The sequence below is a fragment of the Belnapia moabensis DSM 16746 genome (genome assembly GCF_000745835.1).
Classification (GTDB): domain Bacteria; phylum Pseudomonadota; class Alphaproteobacteria; order Acetobacterales; family Acetobacteraceae; genus Belnapia; species Belnapia moabensis.
Map to the genome: position 1 here is coordinate 1 of NZ_JQKB01000005.1, position 22,627 is coordinate 22,627.

Below are 22,627 nucleotides of genomic sequence, written 5' to 3' on the forward strand. Positions count from 1 at the left end.
TGGAAGTGCAGCAATGCATGCAGCCGAGCGGTCCTAATCGCCCGATAGATCTCCACCACACCAACACCACAGCAGCCGGTCACCCCTCAAAAGGCGACCAGCACCGCACGCAGCACCAAGCCGCGCACACCACACACACAACCCAACACCCCAAACCAACCATCCCATCCCAATCCCAGGATCCTGTTCGGTGGCCCGGTGGTCATCGCGGGGATGATACACCCGATCCCATCCCGAACTCGGACGTGAAACACCCCAGCGCCCATGGTACTGCAGCTCAAGCTGCGGGAGAGTCGGTCGCCGCCGGGCCACCCAACAGGATCCCAGGATACCAACCATACCACCGCGGGGTGGAGCAGCCCGGTAGCTCGTCAGGCTCATAACCTGAAGGTCACAGGTTCAAATCCTGTCCCCGCATCCCCCCTACACACAAATCATCCCCGCACAGCCGCATCGGAACAACAAATCCGATGAGCAGGCGTAACCTGACTTAGGTGAGCCAACCCAAGGCACGTAGCCGGGAAGCTTCACCCTCCAAAAAGCGAACGCCGATATCCGTCCGCCAACGCAGCTCAGGGACGATGACGTTGCGGGCGCGGGTATGCGCGGCTTCACGCGCATTCTGCACCGTCCCACCGGTCCCGGTGACGATCATGGCATGACCCGACCGCCGACGAACCAAGAGCTGCCCGTCCGGATCACAACGGATGTCGACGGGGTGGTAGTGACCCAGTTCCCTGCCTTGAGGCGGTTGGCGGTAGAAGATCGGCACGTCATCCGTGGGCGTTGCTTTGTGGTCCACTGCCGGAAACGGGGGCACGGTCAGCACCACAGCGATTGACCATCCCGGCACCGTTCGGAAGGTCTCCGACGCTCCCGCAACCATGCGGCCGAATAGGTCGCCCCAACCATCGCGCTGCATCGCCGCGAGTACGGCAAAACCAGGATTGCCGAAGCGGCAGGTGAACTCCAGCGGCAGCGGCCCACGGTCATCCACCATGAGGTTGAGATTGACGTAGCCGACATGGCCGGCGTCGGCGAGCAGCGGTGCAATGCGACCGAGCGTCGCCTCGAACAGCCGCTCCGCATTCTCATAGCTGGCGAGCGTACCCATCTCGCCCGTCATCTCGCCCATATCGCTCGGAAAGAAGCGTTTATGCTCGAAGTCGATGCAAGCCGGACGAAGGAAGCGTCGCCCGTTGAAATAGGCGCCGACACCAACTTCCACGCCATCCAGCCGCTCCTGTAGGAATACTCTTCCGGGACCGGCGCGGCGAAGCATGAAGGCAAGGTCGTGGCCGGCAGGATGTTCGCCGACGAAGGTTGGTAGGCGACTGTCGTCGAACTTCAACACTTGGCGGCCTGGCGCCTGGGCGAGCCATGTCAGAGCTTCGGCAGGGCTATCGAATGCCCGATTCCGTGCAACCGGTAGGCCGAGCCGCTGCAATACCGCCTGCCCGAAGGCTCGATCGTTCTCCAGCCTGTCGCCGAAGGCGCTCCCGCCGATGACCCGGTAGCCATCGCGGCGGAGCCTATCGGCGATCTCGCCACGATCAGCCCGCTCGAACAGGATGATGCCGTCGCGGCCGACCCAAGGGAGTTCCTGCCGCCAGTCGGAAACGGTTTCTATCAGGCCATCGAAGGCGCGTTCCTCGGGCCGGTCCTCGGCATGGACCCGTACGTCATGCCCTTCGCGCCTCAAGGCCAGGTAGATGTCGCCGAGGTAAACCCGTGGACCGATTGCCAGAATGCGCATCGGCGTCTTCCTGCTTATGGCTTCGAATCTGGAACGCCGCCCAATGGAACCGGTTCGCGATGCTGGCCTGTCGCCGAGCCGTGATGCTTTCCCGCGGGACGGGCCGTCCACACCACGATAGGCACCCCTAGCAGCAAGGATAGCCAGATGGGGGAGGCGATCACGACCGGAAACAGCCCCCCGTAGGATAGCAGTACCAAACTGCCTACGCCCATCGCCAAGCTGAAGCGCAGCCGTTGCACTGTAGTGCTCCAACGGAGACTGCGGCCATCGCGCTGCTGCTGCTCCCAGCCGGCGGTCTGTCCCGCTGCGGAAACCAGGATGAGCCATGTCCTCTCCGCCGCCATGACCGCATCAGTGGCCACTGAGAAGCCGATCTCTCTCAGGAACGGGCTCAGGCGCGGCAGCTTTGGCCCCGGGTTCAGCAAGGCCTCGGCATGGCCCGCAAGCTTCGGCAGGTTCAGCGTCAGGAAGCCAGCCGCGAGCAGCAGGAGAAGGCCAGCACGCGAGGTGCCCTCGCCGCCGCCGGTTGCGGCGTTGAGTGCGGCGAGCGGCAGCAGGGCGAACCAGAAGGGCGTCAGCGTGTAATGCAGGATCGCCTGCAGCATCTGAAACCGGCCCAGCCGGCCGAGATCGGGGCGGCGCAGCAGGTGACGATATTGCAGATTGCCGCGCGCCCAGCGGATGTCGCGGTCGAGGCAGGCCAGCAGGTCCGGTGGATGGCGCTCGAAGGAGCCGGCATCGTCCGGCAAAACCCGCACGGCCCAGCCAGCGGCGTGCAGCAAGGCGGCCTCGACATGGTCATGGCTGAGGATCGCCTCGCCGCCAGGCAGCGAGGGCAGGCGTGCATGGGCCCGGAACGGGGCGATGCGGATAAGGGCGTTGTGGCCCCAGAATGCGCCCTCCGGCCCCTGCCACCAGGCCTGACCGGTCGCCCAGATTCGCATGCCGTGCCGCTGGCCGAGGCTGAAGCACCTAGCGAAGCGGGTGGCCTCGCCATGCCCGCGGATCGTCGGCTGCAGGACCGCTAGGCGCCGGTCGGCCTGCATCAGGCGGACGAGGCGCCTGACCGTCGTAGCGGACAGGACGGAATCCGCATCCATCAGCAGGAGGAAATCGTCATCCGCGTCCCGGTCGAGGAAATCCATCAGGTTGCCGGCCTTGTAGCCGCTGTTCCGGCTCCGCCGCCGGTAGTGGACCGCGTCCGCCGGAAACCGCGCCGCGAAGCGTGCGACTTCAGCCGCCTCGTCGAGAGCAATCCCGCCGTCCGGAGTATCGGACAGGATGGCGAGGCGAAAGCGGCCCGCTTCGGCGGCCGGAGCGTGTAGTTCCTCCAATAGGCGACCCAGGGGCGGCAGGACCGACGCCATGTCCTCTAGCCTGACGCAGACGGCGATGACGGTGCGGGCTTCGACAGCGGCGTCCTGCCAGCCGGATTGACGCATTACGGGCAGCACGGCTGCCAGTGGATCGGGCGTCAGCATCCGGATGGCGAAGCCGACCAGCCCCGTCGCCCCGGCCAGCGCCAGCCAGGGTGCGTTGACGGTGAGGCAGGCGAGGATCAGCCATTCCCATACTGTCCAGCCGCCGGCGGAGAGCACGTGCCACCCGAGCGCCACAAGGGCCGAGGCAATACCGGCCACCAGCGCCGCCATCGCGGCGCGCCGGACGCGCAGCGTGCGTCGCTCGCCCTCCAGAGTCGCGGAGGTCAGCTCCAGAGTTGCCGCCGGTTCTTGCCCGCCATGCGCCGCTCCCAGGTGACGGCATCGGCGATGATGACATCGAGATCGTCGAAGGCCGGGCGCCAGGCGAGCACGCTCCGGATGCGCTCTGCCGCCGCGACGACAGCGGGCGGGTCGCCGGGGCGCCTCGGCGCGATCCGGACCGGCAGCGTCACCCCCGTTGCGCGCTCGACGGCCCTGAGCACGGCGCGCACCGAATGCCCCCGCCCATAGCCGCAGTTGAGCACGGCGGTCCCGCCGCCCATGGCGAGGTGCCGTAGGGCCTCGACATGGGCGCGCGCGAGGTCGGTGACATGGATGTAGTCGCGGATGCCGGTGCCGTCCGGCGTGTCGTAGTCCTCGCCATAGATCGCCACCTCGGGGCGCTGCCCGAGTGCGGCCTCGCAGGCCACCTTGATCAGATGCGTGGCGCCCGCGACGCGCTGGCCGGCGCGCCCGGCCGGGTCGGCGCCTGCCACGTTGAAGTAGCGCAGCGCGACGACATCAAGCCCATGCGCGGCGGAGACGGCCTGCAGCAGCTGCTCCGCCGCGTGCTTCGAGGCACCGTAGGGATTGATCGGGCGGCAGGGCGTATCCTCGTCGACCGGCAGGCGGTCCGGGATGCCGTAGACGGCGGCGGTGGAGGAGAAGACGAGCCGCGAGACGCCCTCGGCGACGCAGGCCTCCGCCAAGGTGAGAGTATTGGCCAGGTTGTTCCGCCAATAGCGGATGGGATCGACGACCCTCTCGGGTGCGATCAGCGACCCGGCCATGTGCACCACGGCGCCGACGCCGAAGCCGCGAAGCGCCGCCCGCACCGCTGCCGCATCGCCGGTGCTCGTCTGCACCAGCGGCACCCCGGCGGGGATGGCCTCGCGGCAGCCGGTGGACAGGTCGTCGAGGATCGCGACGCGCAGGCCGGCATCGAGCAGGGCAAAGACGACATGGCTGCCGATGTAGCCGGCTCCGCCCGTGACGAGGATGGTCGAGCCGTCCGTCATGCCGCCACCCGGAGCGGCGGCATCGCGCCCCTTTCGCGGAAGCGCTCGGCTGGTCCTGCGGCCTCCAACGCGCGGCGCAACCCGTCCTCGCCGCCGAATTGGAAGCCGAGCTGCGTCGCATAGGCGGCACAGGCGGCCAGCCGTGCTGCCGCGTCGCCGGGGATGCTGCGCTCCGGCCATGCTTCCATCGCCGCGGCGAAAGGCTGCACCGACTCCCGCAGCGGCCGGGCGGAATAGGGGAAGTCGGTCCACCACAGCACCGGTAGCGCGGCCGGCAGCACCGCCTGCACCGCCTCGACGAGCCGGACATGGTCGACATGGCCGCCGATCGCCTGCGAGGCGAGCAGGAGGTCGGGCGGATTGGCCATCAGTGCCGCCACGGCGTGCGACAGCGGCGGCAGGATCGCATCCGCCTCCTGCGGCGGGCCGAACAGGGCGCGCGCATCCGCATAGCCGCGATGCGGCGCTTCGGGAAAATCCAGCCAGAGCGGCTGTGCCCCGAGGCGGGCGCAGGCCTCGGTATCCTCGGCGCGGCGGAGCGCCATGTAGTCCACCTCCGCCGGCAGGCCCTTGTCGAGCTGGCAGGCCAGGGCGAAGCCGCTCGGGTTCGACACGGAGCGGGTGAAGGCCGTGGCGATGGTCACCTCCCATCCGGCCTGTGCCAGTGCCGCGAGCGTGCCGCCGCAGGAGAAGGCGGCATCGTCGAGATGCGGCGAGAGGGCGAGGGCGCGTGGCATCAGAGAAGATGCGGCGCGGCGCGGAACCGGCAATCCAGGTCACGCGGCAGGACGGGGTCGAAAGCGGTGTCGGGTTTGCGGCCAGCGACCTCGGTATAGACGTCCATGATCTGGCGGCCGACTGCCTCCCAGGAATAGGTGCGGCGGCATTCCTCGAGCGCGGCCGCAGCGAGGCGGCGGCGGAGCGGCGCGTCCTCGATGATCCGCCGCAGCGCTCCGGCGAGGGCCAGGATATCGCCCGGCTGCACCAGCAGGCCGTTCTCGCCGTCGCGCAGGCAGTCCACCACGCCGACGGCGTAGCAGGAGACGCTGGCGAGGCCGTTCGCCATGGCTTCGAGGATGGTGTTGCTGAAGCCCTCGGCATAGGTCGGGCTGACGAAGACATCAGCCTCGCGGTAGAGCGCGGGCGCCGCGTCGTAATCGGCATAGCCAGTGAAGCGGATGGGCACGCCGCGCTCGGCGGCGAGCGCCTGCGAGCTGTCGTAGTCGGGGCCGATGCCGGATATGGTGGCGGCGAAGCGTAGGCCTTCGGCCTGCAACAGGGCCAGCGCCTCGATCATGTCGAGTGCGCCTTTCCGCCGGTCGACGCGGCCGTGGTAGAGCAGGCGAACGGGGTCAGCGGCCTCGCCGGGAACAAAGCCGGCGGCGGGGTGGAAGCGCTCCGTATCGACGGCGCCGGGGACGATGGTGAAGCGTTCCCGCGCCACGCCGAGGCGCTCGACCACCTCCTGCGCGAAGCTTTCGCAGCCGATCAGCAGCGCATTGGCGTGGTTCAACACGTTCAGCATGCCGAGCCGGTGCGTCTCGCAGCAGGAGCCGACCCAGTGGCCGTCGCCGCCCTGGATGGAGACGACGGTCGGGATGCCGAGCTCGCGCGCCGCCAGCAGCACCGCCCAGCCATTCGGGTAGCCGTATTGCGCGTGCAGGATGTCGAAGGGTTTCTTCCGGTGCTCGGCGAGGATGACGGAGACCATGTCGTCTACGTCGCGCTCGAAATCGGCGCCGCCCGGCTCGGCGAAGGCCTCCTCGCCGAGGGACTGGCGGCCGATGACGGTGACGCCGGGTACCTCGGGCGGCGGGCCGCCGCCATAGACGCGGGTGCCGGCGGCATCGCCGCGGTACTGGCTGACCATCGTCACGTCATGCCCGGCCGCGACGAGCTGGCGCAGGAGGTTGACCGCATAGACGCTCATGCCGCTGATCGCCGGGAAGAAGCGGCGGCTGCAGAACAGGATCCTCATCGGGCGTCTCCTTCCCGGCAGTGGCGCAGCCAGTCGAGGGAATGCGGGATCATCCGGTCGGCGCGGTGGCTCTCGCGCGACAGCTCGACGCAGACGAGGCGGGCGAAGCCGATCTCCTCCAGAGCGTCGAGGCAGGCGGGAATGTCCATGTCACCCTCGCCGAAGGGCAGGTGGGTGTGGTCGCCGCGGCGCATGTCCTCGATTGCCACGGTGCCGATCTGCGCGGCGAATTCGCGCACGGCTGCTGGCGGCTCGCGCTCCTGCGTCACCAGGCAATGGCCGAGATCGAGGGCGAGGGTGAGGCCGGGCAGGTGCGGCTGCAGCCTGGCCCAGTCGTCCAGCGTCTCGACCAGCATCCCCGGTTCCGGCTCCAACGCCGGGGTGACGCCGTGGCGGGTGGCGTAGTCCGTCACCTGCGCCAGGCCTTCCAGCAGCCATTCGCCGGCCTCGCCGCGATCGACGCCCGGACGGGGCACGCCGGCCCAGAAGGAGACCGCCTCGGCCTGGAGGATGTTGCCGATGTCGATGGCGCGCTGGAGGAAGGCGACGCGCCGCGCGCGACCCTCGGCGTTCGGCGTCAGCAGGGTCGGCTCGTGCTTCTGGCGCGGGTCGAGCAGGAAGCGCGCGCCTGTCTCGATGACGCAGCCAAGGCGGCGGCTGCGCAGCTCGCGCGCGAGCGCCTCCGTGCGGGCCACCCAGCCCTCTTCCAGCGGGTCGAGGTGCTGGAAGTCGAGGGTGAGGGCGATGCCGTCATAGCCGGCCTCGGCGATCAGCGCGACGGCGTCGGCGAGGCGGTGGTTGGCGGCGCCGTTGGTGTTGTAGGCGAAGCGCAGCGCCATGGTCAGGCCGCCTGCCGCCGGCGGTAGAGCTGGGCGGAGAAGGTGCCGCACTCGCGGTAGAGCGGGTAGAGCCGGCCGACCGTCTCGTCCGCCCGCCGCGCGTCGAACCAGGCGGGGCCGCCGGCCCGCGCCTCGTCCTCGGGCCGCAGCAGGATGCGCGCCGCGCCTTCCCGCGCGGCATCGAGCAGCAGCGGGTCGGCCCGCTCGCGCAGGCGGCGGACGCCGCGCCAGCCGATGCGGTGGTAGCTCATCGTCTCGCTCTCGAGGCCGGGGACGATGGTCTTCACCGCCTTCACCGGACCGTCGGCCGGCGAGCAGTCGATCACCAGCGGCTCCAGCCCCTCGGTCGCCAGGCGGTCGAGCAACAGCCGTAGCCGCGCCTCAGAGTCCGCGACCGCCGAAGCCGGAACGGTCGGCAGGTCCGAGAGGCGGACGCGGCGCCGCTCGGAGAAGACGCTGCCGGCGAGGCGGCGGCGCAGCTCGCCCGCCTCCTGGCCAACCCATTCAGCCATAGCGTGCAGGGCGCGGCTTTCCTCCTCCTCCAACATGGCGACGCCGATCTGGCGGTCGACATAGTCGCGCGGCAGCGCGGCCTGGACGAGGTCGATCGGCCCGTGCGTCGCCGCCTTGCGCGAGCGGGAGCCGCAGAATTCCAGCAGCGCCTTGCGCAGCGTGCGTGACCGGTCCGGGTGGGAGGCCTCGCCGCAGGAGGTCACCTGCACCGGCACCGTCGGCTGGCCGCGGTCGTTGCCGACGACGTAGAGGTTGGCGATGCCGAAATCGGTGCAGGCCAGCTTGACGGTGACGTCGATGCCGAGGGAGCGGAGATGCGCCATCAGCCCGGCGACCTCCGGCTCCTCCTCGGTGTCGACATCGACCACGACGCCCTGGTCGAGCGCGCGGTAGGTGACGGCGTTGCCGTCGCGCTGCAGCAGCTCCATCAACCCGTGCGCCACGGCATGCGGCAGGTCGAAGCCGGCGCCGAGGCCGTTGGTGATCGGGGTGATCAGCCGGGGCTTCTCGCCGAGCTGGTAGGGATAGGCAGCGACCCAGTCGCGGGGCACCAGCACCGGCTCGCCGCTCGACCAGCGCCGCGCCTCGACCCAGGAGAGTGGCATCTCCGCCGTGTAGGGGCTGCCGGCCGGCAGGCAGAGCGTCAGCGGGTCGGCGACACCGGCGGCGCCGCGTTGCCGCACCATCTCCGCGTAGGAGCCACCGAAGCGCTCGGCCTGCTTCACCCAGGCGCCGATATGGACTTCCTCGCAAAGCTCGCCGAGTGCGCCGACCTCGGCCTCGATCGCCTCGAAGCCGTAGCCATAGCCGGTGGTCGCCGGCTCCTTCGCCACGATTAGGTTGGCTTGCACCACGGGGATGCCGATGCGGTCCAGCATGTCGATGCGGAAGACGGTGACATGGCCGTCCGCTGGCATGGACTCGCGGAAGGCGCGGGCGACCTCGTGCAGGTCAGTGGTCTGGCTCATCGCGTCGCGCTCCTGCGCAGCTCGTCCACAGGGATGTGCCGCACGCCCGGTGGGCCGCGCAGCTGGTCGTCGAGCACCGCGAGCGCGATCTCGCGGCCGATGCCGGGTGCGTGCTCGAAGGGGGTGCAGACCGTGTCGAAGTCGAGGCCGGCGATCACCTCACGGTAGCGGCGAATCTCGCCCGGCGTCAGCGGGATCGACTTGTGGAAGGCCTTGTGCGTTGAGACAGCGGTGCTGTTGCCCGCCTCGTCCTGGTCCACCTTGAATGCGTCGCCGCAGAAGAGGATGCGCCGCCCGGCATCGTGCAGCACGGCCTGGCCCTCGTAATGGCCGCCGACATGGTGCAGCACCTGACCGGGCCGGATCTCCAGCGCCTCGTCATAGGGCCAGGTGACGCGGAAGGCCTTGGTAAGGCGGAGATCCTCCTTCTGGATTGCCAGGACCTCGGGGCGGAAGACGTCCTGCAGTTGCCAGAGCGCGCCGTAGCCATGCACATGCGAGGCGGCGAGGAAGCGGATGCCGCCCAGCCGCTCAATCTCGGCCAGCATCTCGTCGGTGTAGAAGGGCGCCGCTTCGAAGGCGATGTTGCCCTCCGGATGGAGCAGCAGCCAGCCGGTGCCATTCAGGCCGAGCGGCGGCGAGACGGAGAAGGCGACAAGGTCGCGCTCCAGCCGGCGCCAGTGACCGCGCAGCATCGGCCGGACCTCCTCCACGGTGAGGAAGCGCCAGCCGTCCTCGGGCAGGTCGTTGCGCGTGTCGGTGCAGACCGGGCAGTCAGGCGGCGGGGCGAAGTAGCGCTGCCAGTGGCCGCAATTGGCGCAGGCATAGGGTTTCAGCGGCATCGACGCTCTCCCGCGGCGGCATAGGCGCGCTCGACGAGGCGCATGGTGTGGAGGTCCCGCGCGAGCGAGAAAGAATCCGGCTCGGCCTCGCCGCGCAGCCAGCGGGCGAAGGCATCCATCTGCCGCAGGAAGGGCGAGGCCTCCGCCTCCGGCACCGGCAGCAGGGCGCGCAGGCCGAGCCGGCCGTCGATGCGCCAGACCTTGCCGCCCGGCGCCTGGCCCATGGTGCGCTCGGCGAGGAGCTGGCCGGTGGTGCCGAGCACCTCGAGCTGGCGGCGCGGCAGCCCTTCCGGGCAGTTGTAGGCGACGTGGAGTTGCACCAGCACGCCGGAGGCGGTGCGGCCAACCAGCATGGCGCCGTCATCGACCGCGTAGCGCTGCACGCGCTGCTGCGTCAGCGCCGCGACCTCCTCGACCGGCTCGCCCAGCAGGTAGTCCACCAGGTCGAGCCCGTGGGGGGCGAGGTCTATGAGGGCGCCGCCGCCGGCACGGGAGGCATCGGCGCGCCAGTTGTCTGAGGCCCAGCCGGCATCGACCCAGCAGGCATAGGCGATGCGGATGGCGGTGACCCGGCCGATCGCGCCCGCGGCGATGGCGGCACGGATAGCGGCATGGGCGGGGTGGTGGCGCTGGTCGAAAGCGGTGCCGTAGCGGATGCCGGCAGCGCGGATGGTGGCGGCCATGGCCTCGGCCTCGGCGAGGCTGGCGGCCATCGGCTTCTCGCAGAGCACCGGCTTGCCGGCGGCCGCGGCGCGCTCGACGGCGGCGCGGTGCAGGTGGTTGGGCGTGGCGACATAGACAGCCTGCACGGCGGGGTCGGCGAGCAGGCGGTCGGCATCGGCATGGGCTTCGGCGCCGAGGGTGCGGGCGTGACGGCGCGCGCCGACATCCGGGTCCGCCACCGCCACAAGCCGGCCGCCGGCGCCCAGGAGGCCGGGCACGGCGTAATCGCGCGCCACCCAGCCGAAGCCGATCACGCCCCAGCCCAATGCGCCCGTCATGGCGTGCTGCGCGGCGTCGAGCATGGTCACCAGCCCTCCGGCAGATCGACCAGTTCGCGCCGCCGGGCCGCTTCGGCGGTGGCAGGAGAGAGGGGCGCGGCGGGAGGCTGGGCAGTCTCGGGGGGATAGGTGGCGAGCGGGCCGTATTCGTGGGCGTAGCGCTCCGAAGGCCAAGCGATGCGGCCCGCCTCGTCATAGAGCGGATTGCGGCGCAGCAGCGCGCCCGGTGGCGGCAGGGCGACCAGCCCGGTCACCGGCTGTGCCGCCCGCAGGCCGGGCCCTGCGGCGGCGGCGAAGGCCTCGGCGCCGCGCAGAGCCTCGGCAGAGGCCGATTGCGGCGCGCGGCCGGCGGCGAGGGCGCGGGTCAGCTCGGCATCCTCGTAGAGCCGGGCGTCGGGCAGCAGGCCGGCCATTTCCCCGGCGGAAAGGGCGGCGCCGGCCGACAGGTTGGGCCAATCGCGGTTGTGGACATGGCCGATGAGCAGCATGCCCCGCGCCGGGTCGAGCAGCCCGCGCAGCGCGTCGAGGATCGGCCGCTTCGGCTCCAGGAAATAGAAGGCGTCGTGGCAGGCGACGAGGTCGAAGGGGCCCTCCAGCGGCCAGGGTTGCGCGGCGTCGAGGCAGAGCAGCCGCGCCTGCGGCACCACCCAATGCCGCGCAACCCAGAGCTTGGCGAAGACCACATCGACCCCGGTGACGGTGACGCCGCGCTGCGCCAGCTCCCGCAAGTGGTGGCCGATGCCGCAGGCGAGTTCAAAGGCGCTCTCCGGGGCGTTCCAATGCGCCTCGGTCAGCGCCAGCCCGGCGAGGAAGGTCGGGTCCGACCAGCGATGCGCGAAGTAGTCGGCAACGGGTCCCCAGGCGAGCAGGCGCATCGCCTCGCGCAATGTAAGCGTCGCGCGCTCGCGGATCAGCCGGCGCAGCCCGGCTGGGTCGGCGGTGGGGCCGCGCCACCAGTCGTCCTGATCGGCGAGAAGCAGGACGAGCGCGGCTTCGATGTCGCCGGCGTCGCAGTGATAGAGCGCAGCCTCGGCCAGTGGGCGACGCCCGGCGCGGAGGAAGGGGATGCCATCCGGCGCAGGCCAGCGCAGCCCCGCCGCATCCCGCACCGAATGGGCGGTGTCGGCGATCATGGAGCGAGGCCCATGCGGGCGAGCACCGCATCCTGGAAGGACTTCACCGGGCCGGCATGCACCAGCTCCATCTCGCGCAGAACGAAACCCATGCTGGTGCCTGCGGCGCGGAGCTGGGCCTCAACCTGCAAGACGCGGTCGAGCGTGTCGGCGGCGTGGAAGGCGCGGCCCTCGGGCGTCGTGGCATCGGGCAGGATGCGGCAGGCGGCCTCGGTTGCGGCACGGAGGGTGGGAGGCAGTTCGTCGAGCGCGAGGCCGGTCGCGCGTGCCATGACGGGCGCCAGCCACTCACCGAGCGCCATTTCGCCTGCGAAGCCGGAGTCAGGCAACAGCGCGTTGTGCAGGTGATGTGCAAGGGCAGCGAGGAAGACCGTCTCCCGTCGCGCGCCCCAGCTCGGGGCTAGGAGGACGCCAAAGACGGCGGCCAGGGCGCAGTGCTCGGCATGGCTTTCTGGCGGATCGAGGATCAGCCGTCCACGGCCCGGGGCCGTGGCGCCAGCGCGAGGCTGGGCGGCTAGGCGTGCGACGAAGTGCGGCGGATCGGCGGCTGGCAACGGGGCGTTCGTGTCGAGCAGCCAGGCGCGCAGGTCGGGCGCGAGCGGCGCCGAGGCCGCCTCCACGGTGGACTGCACGATGGCACGTGCCGGCGCGTCCGGCACGCCGGCGGTGCGCAGCACATCGGCATCGAGATCGCCCAACACGGTTGCCGCCAGCGCCTGGCGGATCGTGTGGCGGGCGACATCGGCTGGATGCGCGCCGGCCATGAGGGCCGACCAGGCGGCGGCGAAGAGGCGTTCTGCCACCGAACCGGCGAGATGCGCGGAGCGGATGCGCTTCAGATCCTCAAGGCCGCGCAGCAGGGGCATCAGGGCGGGCGGAGCAAGCCCGCCCTCCTGCTCCGGCCTCATCGGCCGGCTTTGTCCCCGAGCCAGTCGGCAAGCATGCGTTCCTGCCGGTGGAAAGCGTGCTCCGGCGCGCGCTTGCCAGCCGTCATCGGCGCCTTGAAGAAGAGCGAAAGCTGCTCCTGCGGGCCGCGCTCGCCCCGCTGGCGCGCGAGATCGAGCACGCGGGCAATCTCCAACACCAGTGGTGCGGCGAGAACGCTATCCTTGCAGAGGAAGTTCACCTTGATCTGCATCTTGTGGCCGAGGAACCCGGTGACGTCGATATTGTCCCAGGCTTCCTTGTCGTCGCCGCGCGGTCGGTAGTAGCGGATGTCGACGAGATGGTCCTCGACCTTGTAGCCGAGGATGCTGTCGAGCACGTTGCCCTTGGTGCCGAGCTTCGACTTCAGGCTGTCCGGGTCCTCGAGCGCCTGGCCGTCGCGGTTGCCGAGGATGTTGGTAGAGAACCAGCCATCGACATGCAACGCACGGGCGCGGAACGCCGGTGCCAGCACGGTCTTCAACAGGGTCTGGCCGGTTTTGCCGTCCTTGCCGGCGACAGGCACGCCGCGCCGCTCGGCAAGCTCGGTGAGGCCGGGGATGTCGGCCGCGACGGAGGGGGTGAAGTTGCCATAGGCGACGCCGGCCTCGATCGCCGCGGCGGCGTAGAGCATGGCCGGGCCGATATCCGGGTCATCCTGGTCGAGGGCGCGCTGGAAGCCGTCCGCCGTGCGCAACGCCTCACCTTCGGCCGGTGTGCGCTCGGTGGAGGCGAGGTTGATCATAACGACGTCGTCGAGGTCGTTCGCCGCCTTGAACTGCTGGATGTCGCTGATGATGGCGTCGATCGCGGCGCGATGGCCGCGCATCTCGCGCATGTTGCCGCCGCCGATCCGCCGGCAGAAGGCGCTGCTCGCCACGGCCTTCCAGGGCGTGATGCTGGACAACGCAGCTTCCGTTTCAGCAAGCTGGTTGTCGTTCAGGACGTGATGTTCAGCAGCGGCAGCGGCGAGGCTCTGCGCGTTTACGTCCCAACCGCCGAAGACGAGGTCCTCATAGCCGGCGAGGCCGGGCACGGCGATATCGGCGAGGGGCAGCCCGCTCATGCTGTTGCCGCCGCGGCGCATCAGTTCGACTCCGGCCACGGCAGTGGTCGCCACGGCGCCACCCAGACCCACGACCGCTACACCGACGCGACGGCGCCTCGACGCATTCACCATCCCGCTCCGTCTCCGCCCTTGTTTCGCACCGGGAGATCGGGACTGTGATCGAATACGCTAGGCGAAAGGGCGATCACGTATACCGGAGGCAGTGTAAGCAGAGACAAGAGCAACTGCGTTGGTTACTCGTTCTTCGGAGATGATTGCACGGTTTCACCGAAAAGCCGTTCCGGCTTCGCGGCCGCCAGGGTGCAGAGCGCAAAGAGGCCGGCGCCCCCAAGCGCCACCAGCCAGGAGGGAAGCAGCGCGCCGATATGACCGGAGGCGGCCGAGCCCAGCACGCCGCCGCCGTTCAACGCTGCCATGACGAGAGCGAACTGGGTGGCGGCGCCGCTGCCCCGGATGATCTGCATAACGGTGGGCGCAAGCGAGACGAAGACGAGCGCCGGCACGACACTCGACAGCGCCATGGCGCAGGCTTCAAGCGCGTAGCTGCGCGGCCCGAGCAGCAGCAGCAGCGCGGTCGCGACATAGGCTGCGACGCAGGCGCCGAGCAGCAGACTGAGCGCATGACGTGGCCCGACCCGGTCCAGCCATAGGCCGATCGACAGCGCGCCGACGGTGCCGCTGGCAAGCGTCAGCCCACCCTGGAGTTGCGAGAGCGAGGTTGCATCCCACCGGCCCGTCGCCACGAGATCGAGGCCGAAGTGCACTCCGAAGGCGGCGGTCGCGAATTCCTCCACCACGCAGACCGCCAACAGGGCGAGGATGTCCCGCCTGCGGGCGAAATCCGCCAGCTCCTTCAGCACGGCGAGGTAGGAGGCGGTGCCGCGCTCCCGCTGTCCGCGTCGCCGCAGCGAGAGGAGAGCGTCGCCCTGGTCCTCGCGGACGAGGAGGGGGATCGCGGCGGCGAGCGCGCCGAGGAGCAGGAGCAGCTGCTCCGCGAACGGCAGACCATGAGTCGCGGCAAGCGTCGAAAAAACCGCTGCACCGAGGGCCGAGCCGCCGACGAAGCCGGTCCGCGTCAGGGCTGTCGTCTCGCCCAGGCGGTCGCCGGGGACGCGGTCGATGATCATCGCATCGACCGCGGTGTCGAGCAGCGAGGCGCAGGCGTTGTGCAGCAGCAGGATGAGGCCGATGCCGTGCAGCGCGCCGGCACCGTCGCCGGCGAGCGGCAAAGCGGCGAGGCAGGCGAGCGCACCCGAGAGGCCGAGCAGGATCCAGGTCCGGCGGCGGCCCATGCGGAAATCACCGAAGCGGTCGACCAGTGGGCCCCAGAGCGGCTGCAGCACCCAGGGCAGGCCGATGAGCGCCAGCATCGCGCCGATGGCCTCGGGCGCTGCGCCAGCGGCGGCCAAGTGGTTCGGCAGCGCCGTGACCGCGAAGCCTGCAGCCAGCCCCTGGTAGCCATAGAGGGCGAGAATGGTCAGCCTGCGCCAGACGGGACGGGTGAAGAGAGCCTGTCCGGGACGAGGGCTCCGGACGGCGCCGGGCCGCTGCGGCGTCACACTCATCCGGCCCGGCGCGGGCCGTCCTCACGGCGGGCCAGGGCATCCCGAAGGCAGAGGGACGAGCACATGGCCCTGATCAGATTCTCAGACCATGTCGCAATCACCGTCGCCGACCTCCCGCCCAGTTGGACCGAAATTGCAAGGGACCGGGCAGGCTCAAGGGAGAAGGCGCGGGGTCGCGGCCATTACTCTGAGAGAACCGGCACAACATCCGCCACATCGGCAGCCGCCTGCTCCTCGAGCACGCGCCAGACGCCGCCGATCAGGACCTCGCTCGGGCGGAAGCGGCTTTTATAGGACATCTTCCGGCTCTCGGGCACCCAATAGCCGAGATAGACGAAGGGCAGGCCGAGCGCCTGGGCGCGCGTCACCAGCCAGAGGATCGCCCAGCTGCCGAGCGAACGGCGATTCGCCGCCGGGTCGTAGAAGGAATAGACGGCGGAGAGGCCATCGGAGAGCCAGTCAGTCAGGCAGGCCCCGACCAGACGGTCCTGCGAGTCGCGGAACTCGACCATTCCGGTCGTGATCGGCGTGTCCTCGACCATGGCGCGATAATCATAGAAGCCCATCGCCGCCATGTCGCCCTCGCCATGCCGCGCCTGCTGGTAGCGCTGGAAGAGGGCGAACTGCTCCGCCGTGGCCCGCGCCGGCATCTCGAAGCCGGCGATGTCGGCATTGATCTTCTGCAGCTTCCGCTGGGCCCGGTTGGGCTCGAAGGGGCCGGCCAGGATGCGGATCGGGATGCAGGCCGAGCAACCGGGGCAGACCGGCGAATAGGCGATGTTGTGGCTGCGCCGGAAACCAGCGCGGGAGAGCCGGTCGTGCAGGGCCTCCGCATCCGGCCCGGTCAGCTCGGTCACGATCTTCCGCTCCGTCCGGCCCGCCAGGTAAGGGCAGGGCAAGGGAGCGGTCGTGTAGAAGAATTGCGGACGTCGGTTGGGGCGGTGCAGCATCGCTTCCGCCACTGTCGGCGCGTCCGCCGCGGGAATCAACCGCAAGCCTCAAGGAATTGCCTGACGATTTGTCAGGGCAACAGTCGCAACCGCGAGGCGGGCCCGGTGGCTGCCCGGCCAAGCCGGATCGTTCCGCCTTCCCGCCAAGCCGGAAGAAGGTTTCCCCAGTGCGATGACAATGGATGGCCGGACTGGCCGGTGGCGATGATGGCCAGCGTCGAGTCGGGGTCGGCGAGGTCGGTGACCAGCCGCAGCCCGGCGCCATGGACGTGCTGCCAGGCCTCGGGCCCGCGGCCGCCACGCAGCCCGCCGCGTGCGACGGTCCACTCATCGCCGCCCGTCACCGCCTCCAGCCGCACCAAGCCGCCGAGGCCGGGGATGGCGCGGAGCAGCTGGTGTTCGAATACGGCGCGGTGGACGGCGCCCCATCGCCAGGAGGCCAAATCCTCGCCCTGGCTCGGCTGCAACTCGGCGACCGCTCCGGCAAGGGCACGGGCGGCCAGCGCCCGGCAGTCGCCGCCGCACCAGGCGGCGCCGCGGTTGTCGGGCGAGAGGACGAAGCCGAGGAAAGCGGCATGGGCCCCTGCCGCCCCCTCCGGCACGCCGCCCGCCGCCAGGGCCAGCCGCCCGAGCCGCTTCAGCCACGCATTGAAGATGAGCGGCTCCGGCCGGCCGGCGGCGACATCGCCATCCCAATCGAGCAGCAGCGCCTGCGCCCGGCCCGCGGCGCCCTCCGCCATGGGGAGGCCACGCAGCAGCGAGCCGGGCCCGATCAGCGAGAGGGCGAAGGGCGAGACCGTGTCGCGCTGCATGGCGGCGAAGCCCGCCGCATCGTGCCGCGGCCGCGCCGCCAGCAGCGCGCCGATCCGGCGGAAGCGCCAGTCGGCGATCCAGTCCGCCCCGAGGAAGACCGGGTAGTCGGGCGGCGCCACGCGGTTGTTGGCATTGGCGAGCATCCCGCTCGGCGGATCTAGAACATGCGGCAGGGCATCGAAGGGCGCCCAGGCAAGCCAGTCATGCGCCCCGTCCCAGCCGGGGACGGGCACCGTGCCGTCTCCCGCCTTCCGCACCGGCGTCCGCCCGGTGAGCAGCAGTCCGATTCCGCCCCCGGCATCGGCCGCCATCAGGTTCTGCGAGGGGCTGGTGATGAGTGCCGCCGCGCCGCGCGCCTCGGAGACCGAGCCCGCGCGGTTCAGCGCATGCAGGCCGGTTGCCGCGGTGTCGCCCGGGGCGAGGTTGGCGGCGGCGAGGGCGAGCACCGTCCTATCCGCGCGTTGCGTCTCGTCGAGGTCGGAAATGATCGGCCCGTGCCGCGTCTCCCGCACCCGCAGGATCTCCGGCGCGGCGCCGCGCACGGCGATGCGCTCCTCGACGACGGTGAAGGGACGAGGGCCTTCCGGTGTCTCGTAGGCATCCGGCCCTGCCAGGCGCTCGATGAAGAAGTCTTGGGTATCCGAGTGGGTAGTGGTGAAGCCCCAGGCGAGCCGAGCATTCCGCCCGATCACCATGAAGGGTACGCCAGGCGAGGTGGCGCCGGCGAGCATCCGCCCGTCCTTCAGATCGATCCGTGCCAAGTACCAGAGGATCGGCGCCTGGAAGCCGAGATGCGGATCGGACGCCAGCAGCGGCGCGCCCGAGGCGGAATGGCGGCCGGCGACCGCCCAGGCATTGCTCGCCGAGCCGGGCAGGGTACCCGGCTCCGGGAAGCGGGGCAGGGCGGCGGCGAGCCGGCCGAGCCAGGCGGGGTCGAGCGCCGCCTGCGGCTGGTCCGGCCGCCCGGCGCTCGCCTCGGCGGGGAAGAGCTCGCGCAGCCGCTCCGGCGGCAGCAGGGCAGCGAGCCGCGCCCGCTCCAGCTCGGCCCGCCAGTTGCCGGAAAGCCAAAGCCCCATCACCTTGCCCCAGAGCAGGCTGTGTTCCGGCCGCCAGGGCTCCGGCGGTCCGAGGGCGATGAATTCCGGGGCGGCAAAGCGGCCGCGGGCAGCGATCCAGGCATTCACCCCGTCGGCATAGGCGTCCAGCACCGCCCGAGTCTCGGGCGGTTGGGCGGACAGGTCGGCCTCGGCTCGGCGGGCGAGCCCGAGGGTGCGGGTAAAGCGGTCGAGCCTGAGTGCCGGCGGGCCGACCAGCTCGGCGAGGCGGCCGGCCGCGCCGCGGCGCATCAGCTCCATCTGGAACATCCGATCCCGCGCATGTAGCCAGCCGAGCGCCATCGCCGCATCCCGCTCATCCGCCGCGGCGATGCGGGGAATGCCTTGGGCGTCGAGTGTCACCTCGACCGGGCCGCTGAGGCCGGCGAGGCGCAGCTCGCCCTGCTCGGCCGGCAAGCTCCACCACAGCGCGCCGGCCAGGCCCGCGGCGCTCGTCAGCACCAGGGCGAGCAGCAGCAGGCCCAGGCGGCGGAGCCAGCGGAAGCGGGAAGGACGGTGAGGCAGCATGGCCAGGGGTATCGCCTGAACCGCCATCGCAGGTCCATGCGGCGAGAATCCGAGCGTCGAGCCTTGGAAAGCGGCATGGCCTGCGCTAAACGCCCCAATCCGGCGTCGTCCTGGCTTCATCTCCGGCCTTGGGCGGGCGTGGTGGAATTGGCAGACACGCCGGATTTAGGTTCCGGTGGCGCAAGCCTTGGGGGTTCAAATCCCTCCGCCCGCACCATCGGCGCCGCTTACAGGGTTTGGGAAGAAAGTGACGACGATGCAGGTGACCGAGGTCGCGAATGACGGGCTGAAGCGGGCCTATACGGTGTCGGTCCCGGCGGCCGATATCGCGGCCGAGCGCACGCGCCGGCTCGATGAGCTGGGCCGCGAGCTGCGCCTGCCCGGCTTCCGCCCCGGCAAGATCCCGGCCAGCGTGGTGAAGGCCCGCTACGGCCAGGCGGTGATGAGCGAGGTGCTGGAGCAGTCGGTCAACAAGGCGACGCAGCAGGTGGTGACCGATCGCGGCTTACGCCCGGCGCTGCAGCCGAAGATCGAGCTGGTGAATTTCGCCGACGGCGCCGACCTGGAGTTCAAGGTCGAGCTGGAGCTGCTGCCCGAGATTCCGATGCCGGACTTCGCCGGGATCGAGGTCGAGCGGCTGAAGGCCGAGCCCTCCGAAGAGCAGGTGACGACGACGATCGAGACGATCGCCGCCCGCAACCGTAAGCTCGAGGACATCACCGAGGATCGCGGCGCGGCCAAGGGCGAGATCGCGGTCTGCGACTTCACCGGCACGCTGGAGGGCGAGAGCGAGCCTTTCCCGGGCGGCAGCGCGACCGACATGCAGATCGAGGTCGCGGGCGCCGGCTTCATCCCCGGCTTCACCGAGCAGCTCGAGGGCATCAAGGCCGGCGAGACCCGCACGATCAATGTCAGCTTCCCCGAGGAGTACGGGGCGAAGGAGCTGGCCGGCAAGGCGGCCGCCTTCACCGTGACCTGCAAGTCGCTGAAGGCCCCGGTCAGCCCGGCGATCGACGACGAGCTCGCCAAGAGCATGGGTTTCGAGGACCTGGCGAAGCTGCAAGAGGCCGTGCGCGGCTCGCTCCAGCAGGAGTACGACAACCTCTCCCGCCTCAAGGTGAAGCGCTCCCTCCTCGACGGCCTTGCCGAGCGGGCCAGCTTCCCCGTGCCGGAAGGCATGGTGGAGGCCGAATTCGCCCAGATCTGGCAGCGGATCGAGGCCGACATGAAGGCCGGGCGGCTGGACGAGGACGACAAGGGCAAGGACGAGGAGACGCTGAAGGCCGACTACCGGGCCATCGCCGAGCGTCGCATCCGCCTCGGTCTGCTGCTCTCCGAGATCGGCCGGACCAACAACATCTCGGTCAGCGCCGATGAGCTGTCCCGGGCGATGCGGCAGGAGGCCGCCCGCTATCCGGGCCAGGAGCAGCAGGTGATGGAATTCTTCCGCAAGAACCCGCAGGCGGCCGAGAACCTCCGCTCCCCGATCTTCGAGGAGAAGGTGGTCGATTTCATGCTCGAGCTGGCCAAGGTCAGCGACCGGAATGTCGCCCCGGACGAGCTTTCCGCTGCCGCAGCCGCGTGAATCTGATATACGAGTTTCACGGAACCGGATCGTGACCGGGCCGGACCCCCGCCATTCGGCGGGGCCTTCCGGCGCGGCTTCGGTTGCACCACATTAAGGGTTGCGGGCTAGGCTGGGCTCGCCTGCCACCTGTCTGAAAGGCGTTATCATGCGGGACCGTGATCCTGTCGAGGTCTACAACAATACCCTGGTCCCTATGGTCGTGGAGCAGTCGGCCCGCGGCGAGCGCGCCTGGGATATCTATTCGCGCCTGCTGAAGGAGCGGATCATCTTCCTCACCGGCCCGGTTTTCGACCAGGTCTCCTCCTCGATCTGCGCCCAGCTGCTTTTCCTGGAGAGCGAGAACCCGAACAAGGACATCGCCTTCTACATCAACAGCCCGGGCGGCGTCGTTTCGGCCGGCCTCGCGATGTATGATACGATGCAGTATATTCGTGCCCCGGTCAGCACGGTCTGCATCGGCCAGGCGGCTTCCATGGGTTCGCTGCTGCTGACGGCCGGCGCCAAGGACAAGCGCTTCGCCTTGCCGAACAGCCGCATCATGGTCCATCAGCCCTCCGGCGGTGCCCAAGGCCAGGCGACCGATATCGAGATCCAAGCGCGCGAGATCCTCAAGCTGCGCCAGCGGCTGAACGAGATTTATGTGAAGCATACCGGCCAGCCGATCGAGGCGATCGAGCGGAAGCTGGAGCGCGACACCTATATGTCGGCCGAGGAGGCTCGGGATTTCGGCCTGGTGGATCAGGTGGTCGAGACCCGGCCGGCGGCCCCGGGCGCTTCCGAGGCGCCGAAGGTCTGAGGCTGCAGCGTCCCTCAATTGGGCGGCGACGGCCGGTTCGCCTGTCGCGTTTGGTCATGCCGCCGCTCAGTGTGACGCCACGAAGCTTTTCCCCCGATGACAGGGGGGCTACAGTCCAATGGAAAGCCCTCTCCCCGGTTTGGAAGGGAGGGCGCGGCCAGCCGGTGGCCCGCGCGCTGCGTGCGATCCCCAGCCGGCCCTTTCAGGCGGAGTGCCCATGAGCAAGTCCGGCGACTCGAAGAATACTCTCTACTGTTCGTTTTGCGGCAAGTCGCAGCACGAGGTCCGCAAGCTTATCGCCGGGCCCACCGTCTTCATCTGCGATGAATGCGTCGAACTCTGCATGGATATCATCCGTGAGGAGCACAAGACTCATCTGGTGAAGTCGCGGGACGGGGTGCCGACGCCCAAGGAGATCTGCAAGGTCCTCGATGATTACGTCATCGGCCAGGATCATGCGAAGAAGGTGCTCTCCGTTGCGGTGCACAACCACTACAAGCGGTTGGCGCATGGCGCGAAGAACAACGATGTCGAGATCGCCAAGTCGAACATCCTGCTGCTCGGCCCGACCGGTTCGGGCAAGACGCTGCTGGCGCAGACCCTGGCGCGGATCCTCGACGTCCCCTTCACCATGGCGGATGCGACGACCCTGACTGAGGCCGGCTATGTCGGTGAGGATGTCGAAAACATCATTCTCAAGCTGCTCCAGGCGGCCGACTATAACGTCGAGCGGGCGCAGCGCGGCATCGTCTATATCGACGAGGTCGACAAGATCAGCCGCAAGTCGGACAACCCCTCCATCACCCGGGACGTCTCGGGCGAGGGCGTCCAGCAGGCGCTGCTGAAGATCATGGAGGGCACGGTTGCCTCCGTCCCGCCCCAGGGTGGCCGGAAGCATCCGCAGCAGGAATTCCTTCAGGTCGATACCGCGAACATCCTTTTCATCTGCGGCGGCGCCTTCGCGGGTCTCGAGCGGATCATTGGGGCGCGCGGCAAGGGCTCGGGCATCGGCTTCGGTGCCGAGGTTCGCTCGCCGGATGACCGCCGTACCGGTGCCGTTCTGCGTGAGGTGGAGCCCGAGGATCTGCTGAAGTTCGGCCTGATCCCGGAATTCATCGGCCGTCTCCCGGTCATCGCCACCCTTGAGGATCTCGACGAGAAGGCCCTGATCGAGATCCTGACCAAGCCGAAGAACGCTATCGTCAAGCAGTATCAGCGCCTGTTCGAGATGGAGGGGACCAAGCTCACCTTCACCGAGGATGCGCTGCGCTCCGTGGCGACGCGGGCGATCCAGCGGAAGACGGGTGCCCGTGGGCTTCGTTCCATTATGGAGCAGATTCTACTGACCACCATGTTCGATTTGCCCGGCCTCGACGATGTCGACGAGGTGGTGGTGAACCGGGAAGTGGCGGAGAGCCGGGCCAGCCCGCTCTTCATCTATGGCGAGCGGGCGGCCGAGCAGAGCTCGGCCTGAGTCCTGGCGCCGGCCGGAGGCGGGGATGACCCCCGCCATCCGGCCTATCGGGCTTGCGGTGGGGTGTCGGGCGG

At 69.7% G+C, this 22,627-nt stretch carries 18 protein-coding genes, 2 tRNA genes and 1 rRNA gene; 6 read left to right on the top strand and 15 right to left on the bottom strand.

From position 1 onward, the window contains the following. Positions 1–194: 194 nt before the first annotated feature. Positions 195–309, top strand: a 5S ribosomal RNA gene (gene rrf / locus EP26_RS04070). A 35-nt stretch (positions 310–344) separates the two neighbouring features. Then, positions 345–418 (top strand) — tRNA-Met (locus EP26_RS04075). 72 nt (positions 419–490) lie between these two features. On the opposite strand, the gene EP26_RS04080 is transcribed toward EP26_RS04075, so the two are convergent. The 15 genes from EP26_RS04080 to EP26_RS04150 form a co-directional block, all read right to left on the bottom strand. Continuing rightward, positions 491–1,756, bottom strand: coding sequence for a hypothetical protein (locus tag EP26_RS04080; protein ID WP_043336183.1), 1,266 nt, complete (start codon positions 1,754–1,756; stop codon positions 491–493). A gap of 14 nt (positions 1,757–1,770) precedes the next feature. Beyond that, a complete protein-coding gene (locus EP26_RS04085; protein ID WP_052388775.1) occupies positions 1,771–3,411 on the bottom strand; it encodes a glycosyltransferase family 2 protein in 1,641 nt (546 codons plus the stop codon). 53 nt (positions 3,412–3,464) lie between these two features. Then, on the bottom strand, positions 3,465–4,478 hold the full coding sequence (gene galE, locus EP26_RS04090; protein ID WP_043336185.1) for a UDP-glucose 4-epimerase GalE: 1,014 nt from the start codon (positions 4,476–4,478) through the stop codon (positions 3,465–3,467). After that, complete coding sequence (locus tag EP26_RS04095; protein WP_043336186.1) at positions 4,475–5,215, bottom strand: PIG-L deacetylase family protein; 741 nt, start codon at positions 5,213–5,215, stop codon at positions 4,475–4,477. The genes galE and EP26_RS04095 overlap by 4 nt, the downstream gene beginning before the upstream one ends. Further along, positions 5,215–6,456 (bottom strand): glycosyltransferase family 4 protein, encoded by a 1,242-nt coding sequence (locus EP26_RS04100; protein ID WP_043336188.1) that lies wholly within the window; start codon positions 6,454–6,456, stop codon positions 5,215–5,217. The genes EP26_RS04095 and EP26_RS04100 overlap by 1 nt, the downstream gene beginning before the upstream one ends. Further along, complete coding sequence (locus tag EP26_RS04105) at positions 6,453–7,295, bottom strand: sugar phosphate isomerase/epimerase family protein (RefSeq protein WP_043336190.1); 843 nt, start codon at positions 7,293–7,295, stop codon at positions 6,453–6,455. Before EP26_RS04105 ends, EP26_RS04100 begins: the two co-directional genes overlap by 4 nt. A gap of 2 nt (positions 7,296–7,297) precedes the next feature. Further along, positions 7,298–8,776: a YcaO-like family protein gene (locus EP26_RS04110; protein ID WP_052388776.1), complete on the bottom strand. Its 1,479-nt coding sequence runs from the start codon at positions 8,774–8,776 to the stop codon at positions 7,298–7,300. After that, a complete protein-coding gene (locus EP26_RS04115; protein ID WP_043336192.1) occupies positions 8,773–9,618 on the bottom strand; it encodes an MBL fold metallo-hydrolase in 846 nt (281 codons plus the stop codon). Before EP26_RS04115 ends, EP26_RS04110 begins: the two co-directional genes overlap by 4 nt. After that, positions 9,609–10,643, bottom strand: coding sequence for a Gfo/Idh/MocA family protein (locus tag EP26_RS04120; protein WP_245624293.1), 1,035 nt, complete (start codon positions 10,641–10,643; stop codon positions 9,609–9,611). Before EP26_RS04120 ends, EP26_RS04115 begins: the two co-directional genes overlap by 10 nt. 2 nt (positions 10,644–10,645) lie before the next feature. After that, complete coding sequence (locus tag EP26_RS04125; RefSeq protein ID WP_052388777.1) at positions 10,646–11,752, bottom strand: methyltransferase domain-containing protein; 1,107 nt, start codon at positions 11,750–11,752, stop codon at positions 10,646–10,648. Continuing rightward, positions 11,749–12,660 carry a hypothetical protein gene (locus EP26_RS04130; protein ID WP_043336195.1) on the bottom strand — a complete coding sequence of 304 codons (912 nt, stop codon included), beginning with the start codon at positions 12,658–12,660 and terminating at the stop codon, positions 11,749–11,751. Before EP26_RS04130 ends, EP26_RS04125 begins: the two co-directional genes overlap by 4 nt. Further along, positions 12,657–13,781: an inositol-3-phosphate synthase gene (locus tag EP26_RS04135; protein ID WP_211259370.1), complete on the bottom strand. Its 1,125-nt coding sequence runs from the start codon at positions 13,779–13,781 to the stop codon at positions 12,657–12,659. Before EP26_RS04135 ends, EP26_RS04130 begins: the two co-directional genes overlap by 4 nt. A gap of 197 nt (positions 13,782–13,978) precedes the next feature. Further along, positions 13,979–15,310 carry an MFS transporter gene (locus EP26_RS04140; protein ID WP_052388778.1) on the bottom strand — a complete coding sequence of 444 codons (1,332 nt, stop codon included), beginning with the start codon at positions 15,308–15,310 and terminating at the stop codon, positions 13,979–13,981. Positions 15,311–15,492: 182 nt separating this feature from the next. After that, positions 15,493–16,260 (bottom strand): arginyltransferase, encoded by a 768-nt coding sequence (locus tag EP26_RS04145; protein ID WP_043336200.1) that lies wholly within the window; start codon positions 16,258–16,260, stop codon positions 15,493–15,495. Between the two features lie 71 nt (positions 16,261–16,331). Further along, a complete protein-coding gene (locus tag EP26_RS04150; protein WP_052388810.1) occupies positions 16,332–18,695 on the bottom strand; it encodes a penicillin acylase family protein in 2,364 nt (787 codons plus the stop codon). Between the two features lie 132 nt (positions 18,696–18,827). Here EP26_RS04150 and EP26_RS04155 point away from each other — a divergent pair. From EP26_RS04155 to clpX, 4 genes are all read left to right on the top strand, one after another. Beyond that, positions 18,828–18,912 (top strand) — tRNA-Leu (locus EP26_RS04155). A 39-nt stretch (positions 18,913–18,951) separates the two neighbouring features. Continuing rightward, positions 18,952–20,280, top strand: a complete 1,329-nt coding sequence (gene tig, locus EP26_RS04160) for a trigger factor (protein ID WP_043336202.1) — start codon at positions 18,952–18,954, stop codon at positions 20,278–20,280. 148 nt (positions 20,281–20,428) lie between these two features. Beyond that, on the top strand, positions 20,429–21,079 hold the full coding sequence (gene clpP / locus EP26_RS04165; RefSeq protein ID WP_043336204.1) for an ATP-dependent Clp endopeptidase proteolytic subunit ClpP: 651 nt from the start codon (positions 20,429–20,431) through the stop codon (positions 21,077–21,079). A gap of 217 nt (positions 21,080–21,296) precedes the next feature. Then, on the top strand, positions 21,297–22,553 hold the full coding sequence (clpX, locus tag EP26_RS04170) for an ATP-dependent Clp protease ATP-binding subunit ClpX (protein ID WP_043336206.1): 1,257 nt from the start codon (positions 21,297–21,299) through the stop codon (positions 22,551–22,553). Positions 22,554–22,627 lie beyond the last annotated feature (74 nt).

What these genes read in the sequence shown, in the direction of transcription:
- EP26_RS04095 (WP_043336186.1), bottom strand. Translation starts at nt 5,215, where the DNA reads ATGCCACGCGCCCTCGCCCTCTCGCCGCATCTCGACGATGCCGCCTTC.
- EP26_RS04080 (WP_043336183.1), bottom strand. Translation starts at nt 1,756, where the DNA reads ATGCGCATTCTGGCAATCGGTCCACGGGTTTACCTCGGCGACATCTAC.
- tig (WP_043336202.1), top strand. Translation starts at nt 18,952, where the DNA reads ATGCAGGTGACCGAGGTCGCGAATGACGGGCTGAAGCGGGCCTATACG.
- galE (WP_043336185.1), bottom strand. Translation starts at nt 4,478, where the DNA reads ATGACGGACGGCTCGACCATCCTCGTCACGGGCGGAGCCGGCTACATC.
- EP26_RS04130 (WP_043336195.1), bottom strand. Translation starts at nt 12,660, where the DNA reads ATGAGGCCGGAGCAGGAGGGCGGGCTTGCTCCGCCCGCCCTGATGCCC.
- EP26_RS04150 (WP_052388810.1), bottom strand. Translation starts at nt 18,695, where the DNA reads ATGCTGCCTCACCGTCCTTCCCGCTTCCGCTGGCTCCGCCGCCTGGGC.
- clpX (WP_043336206.1), top strand. Translation starts at nt 21,297, where the DNA reads ATGAGCAAGTCCGGCGACTCGAAGAATACTCTCTACTGTTCGTTTTGC.
- EP26_RS04105 (WP_043336190.1), bottom strand. Translation starts at nt 7,295, where the DNA reads ATGGCGCTGCGCTTCGCCTACAACACCAACGGCGCCGCCAACCACCGC.
- clpP (WP_043336204.1), top strand. Translation starts at nt 20,429, where the DNA reads ATGCGGGACCGTGATCCTGTCGAGGTCTACAACAATACCCTGGTCCCT.
- EP26_RS04125 (WP_052388777.1), bottom strand. Translation starts at nt 11,752, where the DNA reads ATGATCGCCGACACCGCCCATTCGGTGCGGGATGCGGCGGGGCTGCGC.
- EP26_RS04145 (WP_043336200.1), bottom strand. Translation starts at nt 16,260, where the DNA reads ATGCTGCACCGCCCCAACCGACGTCCGCAATTCTTCTACACGACCGCT.
- EP26_RS04100 (WP_043336188.1), bottom strand. Translation starts at nt 6,456, where the DNA reads ATGAGGATCCTGTTCTGCAGCCGCCGCTTCTTCCCGGCGATCAGCGGC.
- EP26_RS04085 (WP_052388775.1), bottom strand. Translation starts at nt 3,411, where the DNA reads ATGGCGGCGCTGGTGGCCGGTATTGCCTCGGCCCTTGTGGCGCTCGGG.
- EP26_RS04120 (WP_245624293.1), bottom strand. Translation starts at nt 10,643, where the DNA reads ATGCTCGACGCCGCGCAGCACGCCATGACGGGCGCATTGGGCTGGGGC.
- EP26_RS04140 (WP_052388778.1), bottom strand. Translation starts at nt 15,310, where the DNA reads ATGAGTGTGACGCCGCAGCGGCCCGGCGCCGTCCGGAGCCCTCGTCCC.
- EP26_RS04110 (WP_052388776.1), bottom strand. Translation starts at nt 8,776, where the DNA reads ATGAGCCAGACCACTGACCTGCACGAGGTCGCCCGCGCCTTCCGCGAG.
- EP26_RS04115 (WP_043336192.1), bottom strand. Translation starts at nt 9,618, where the DNA reads ATGCCGCTGAAACCCTATGCCTGCGCCAATTGCGGCCACTGGCAGCGC.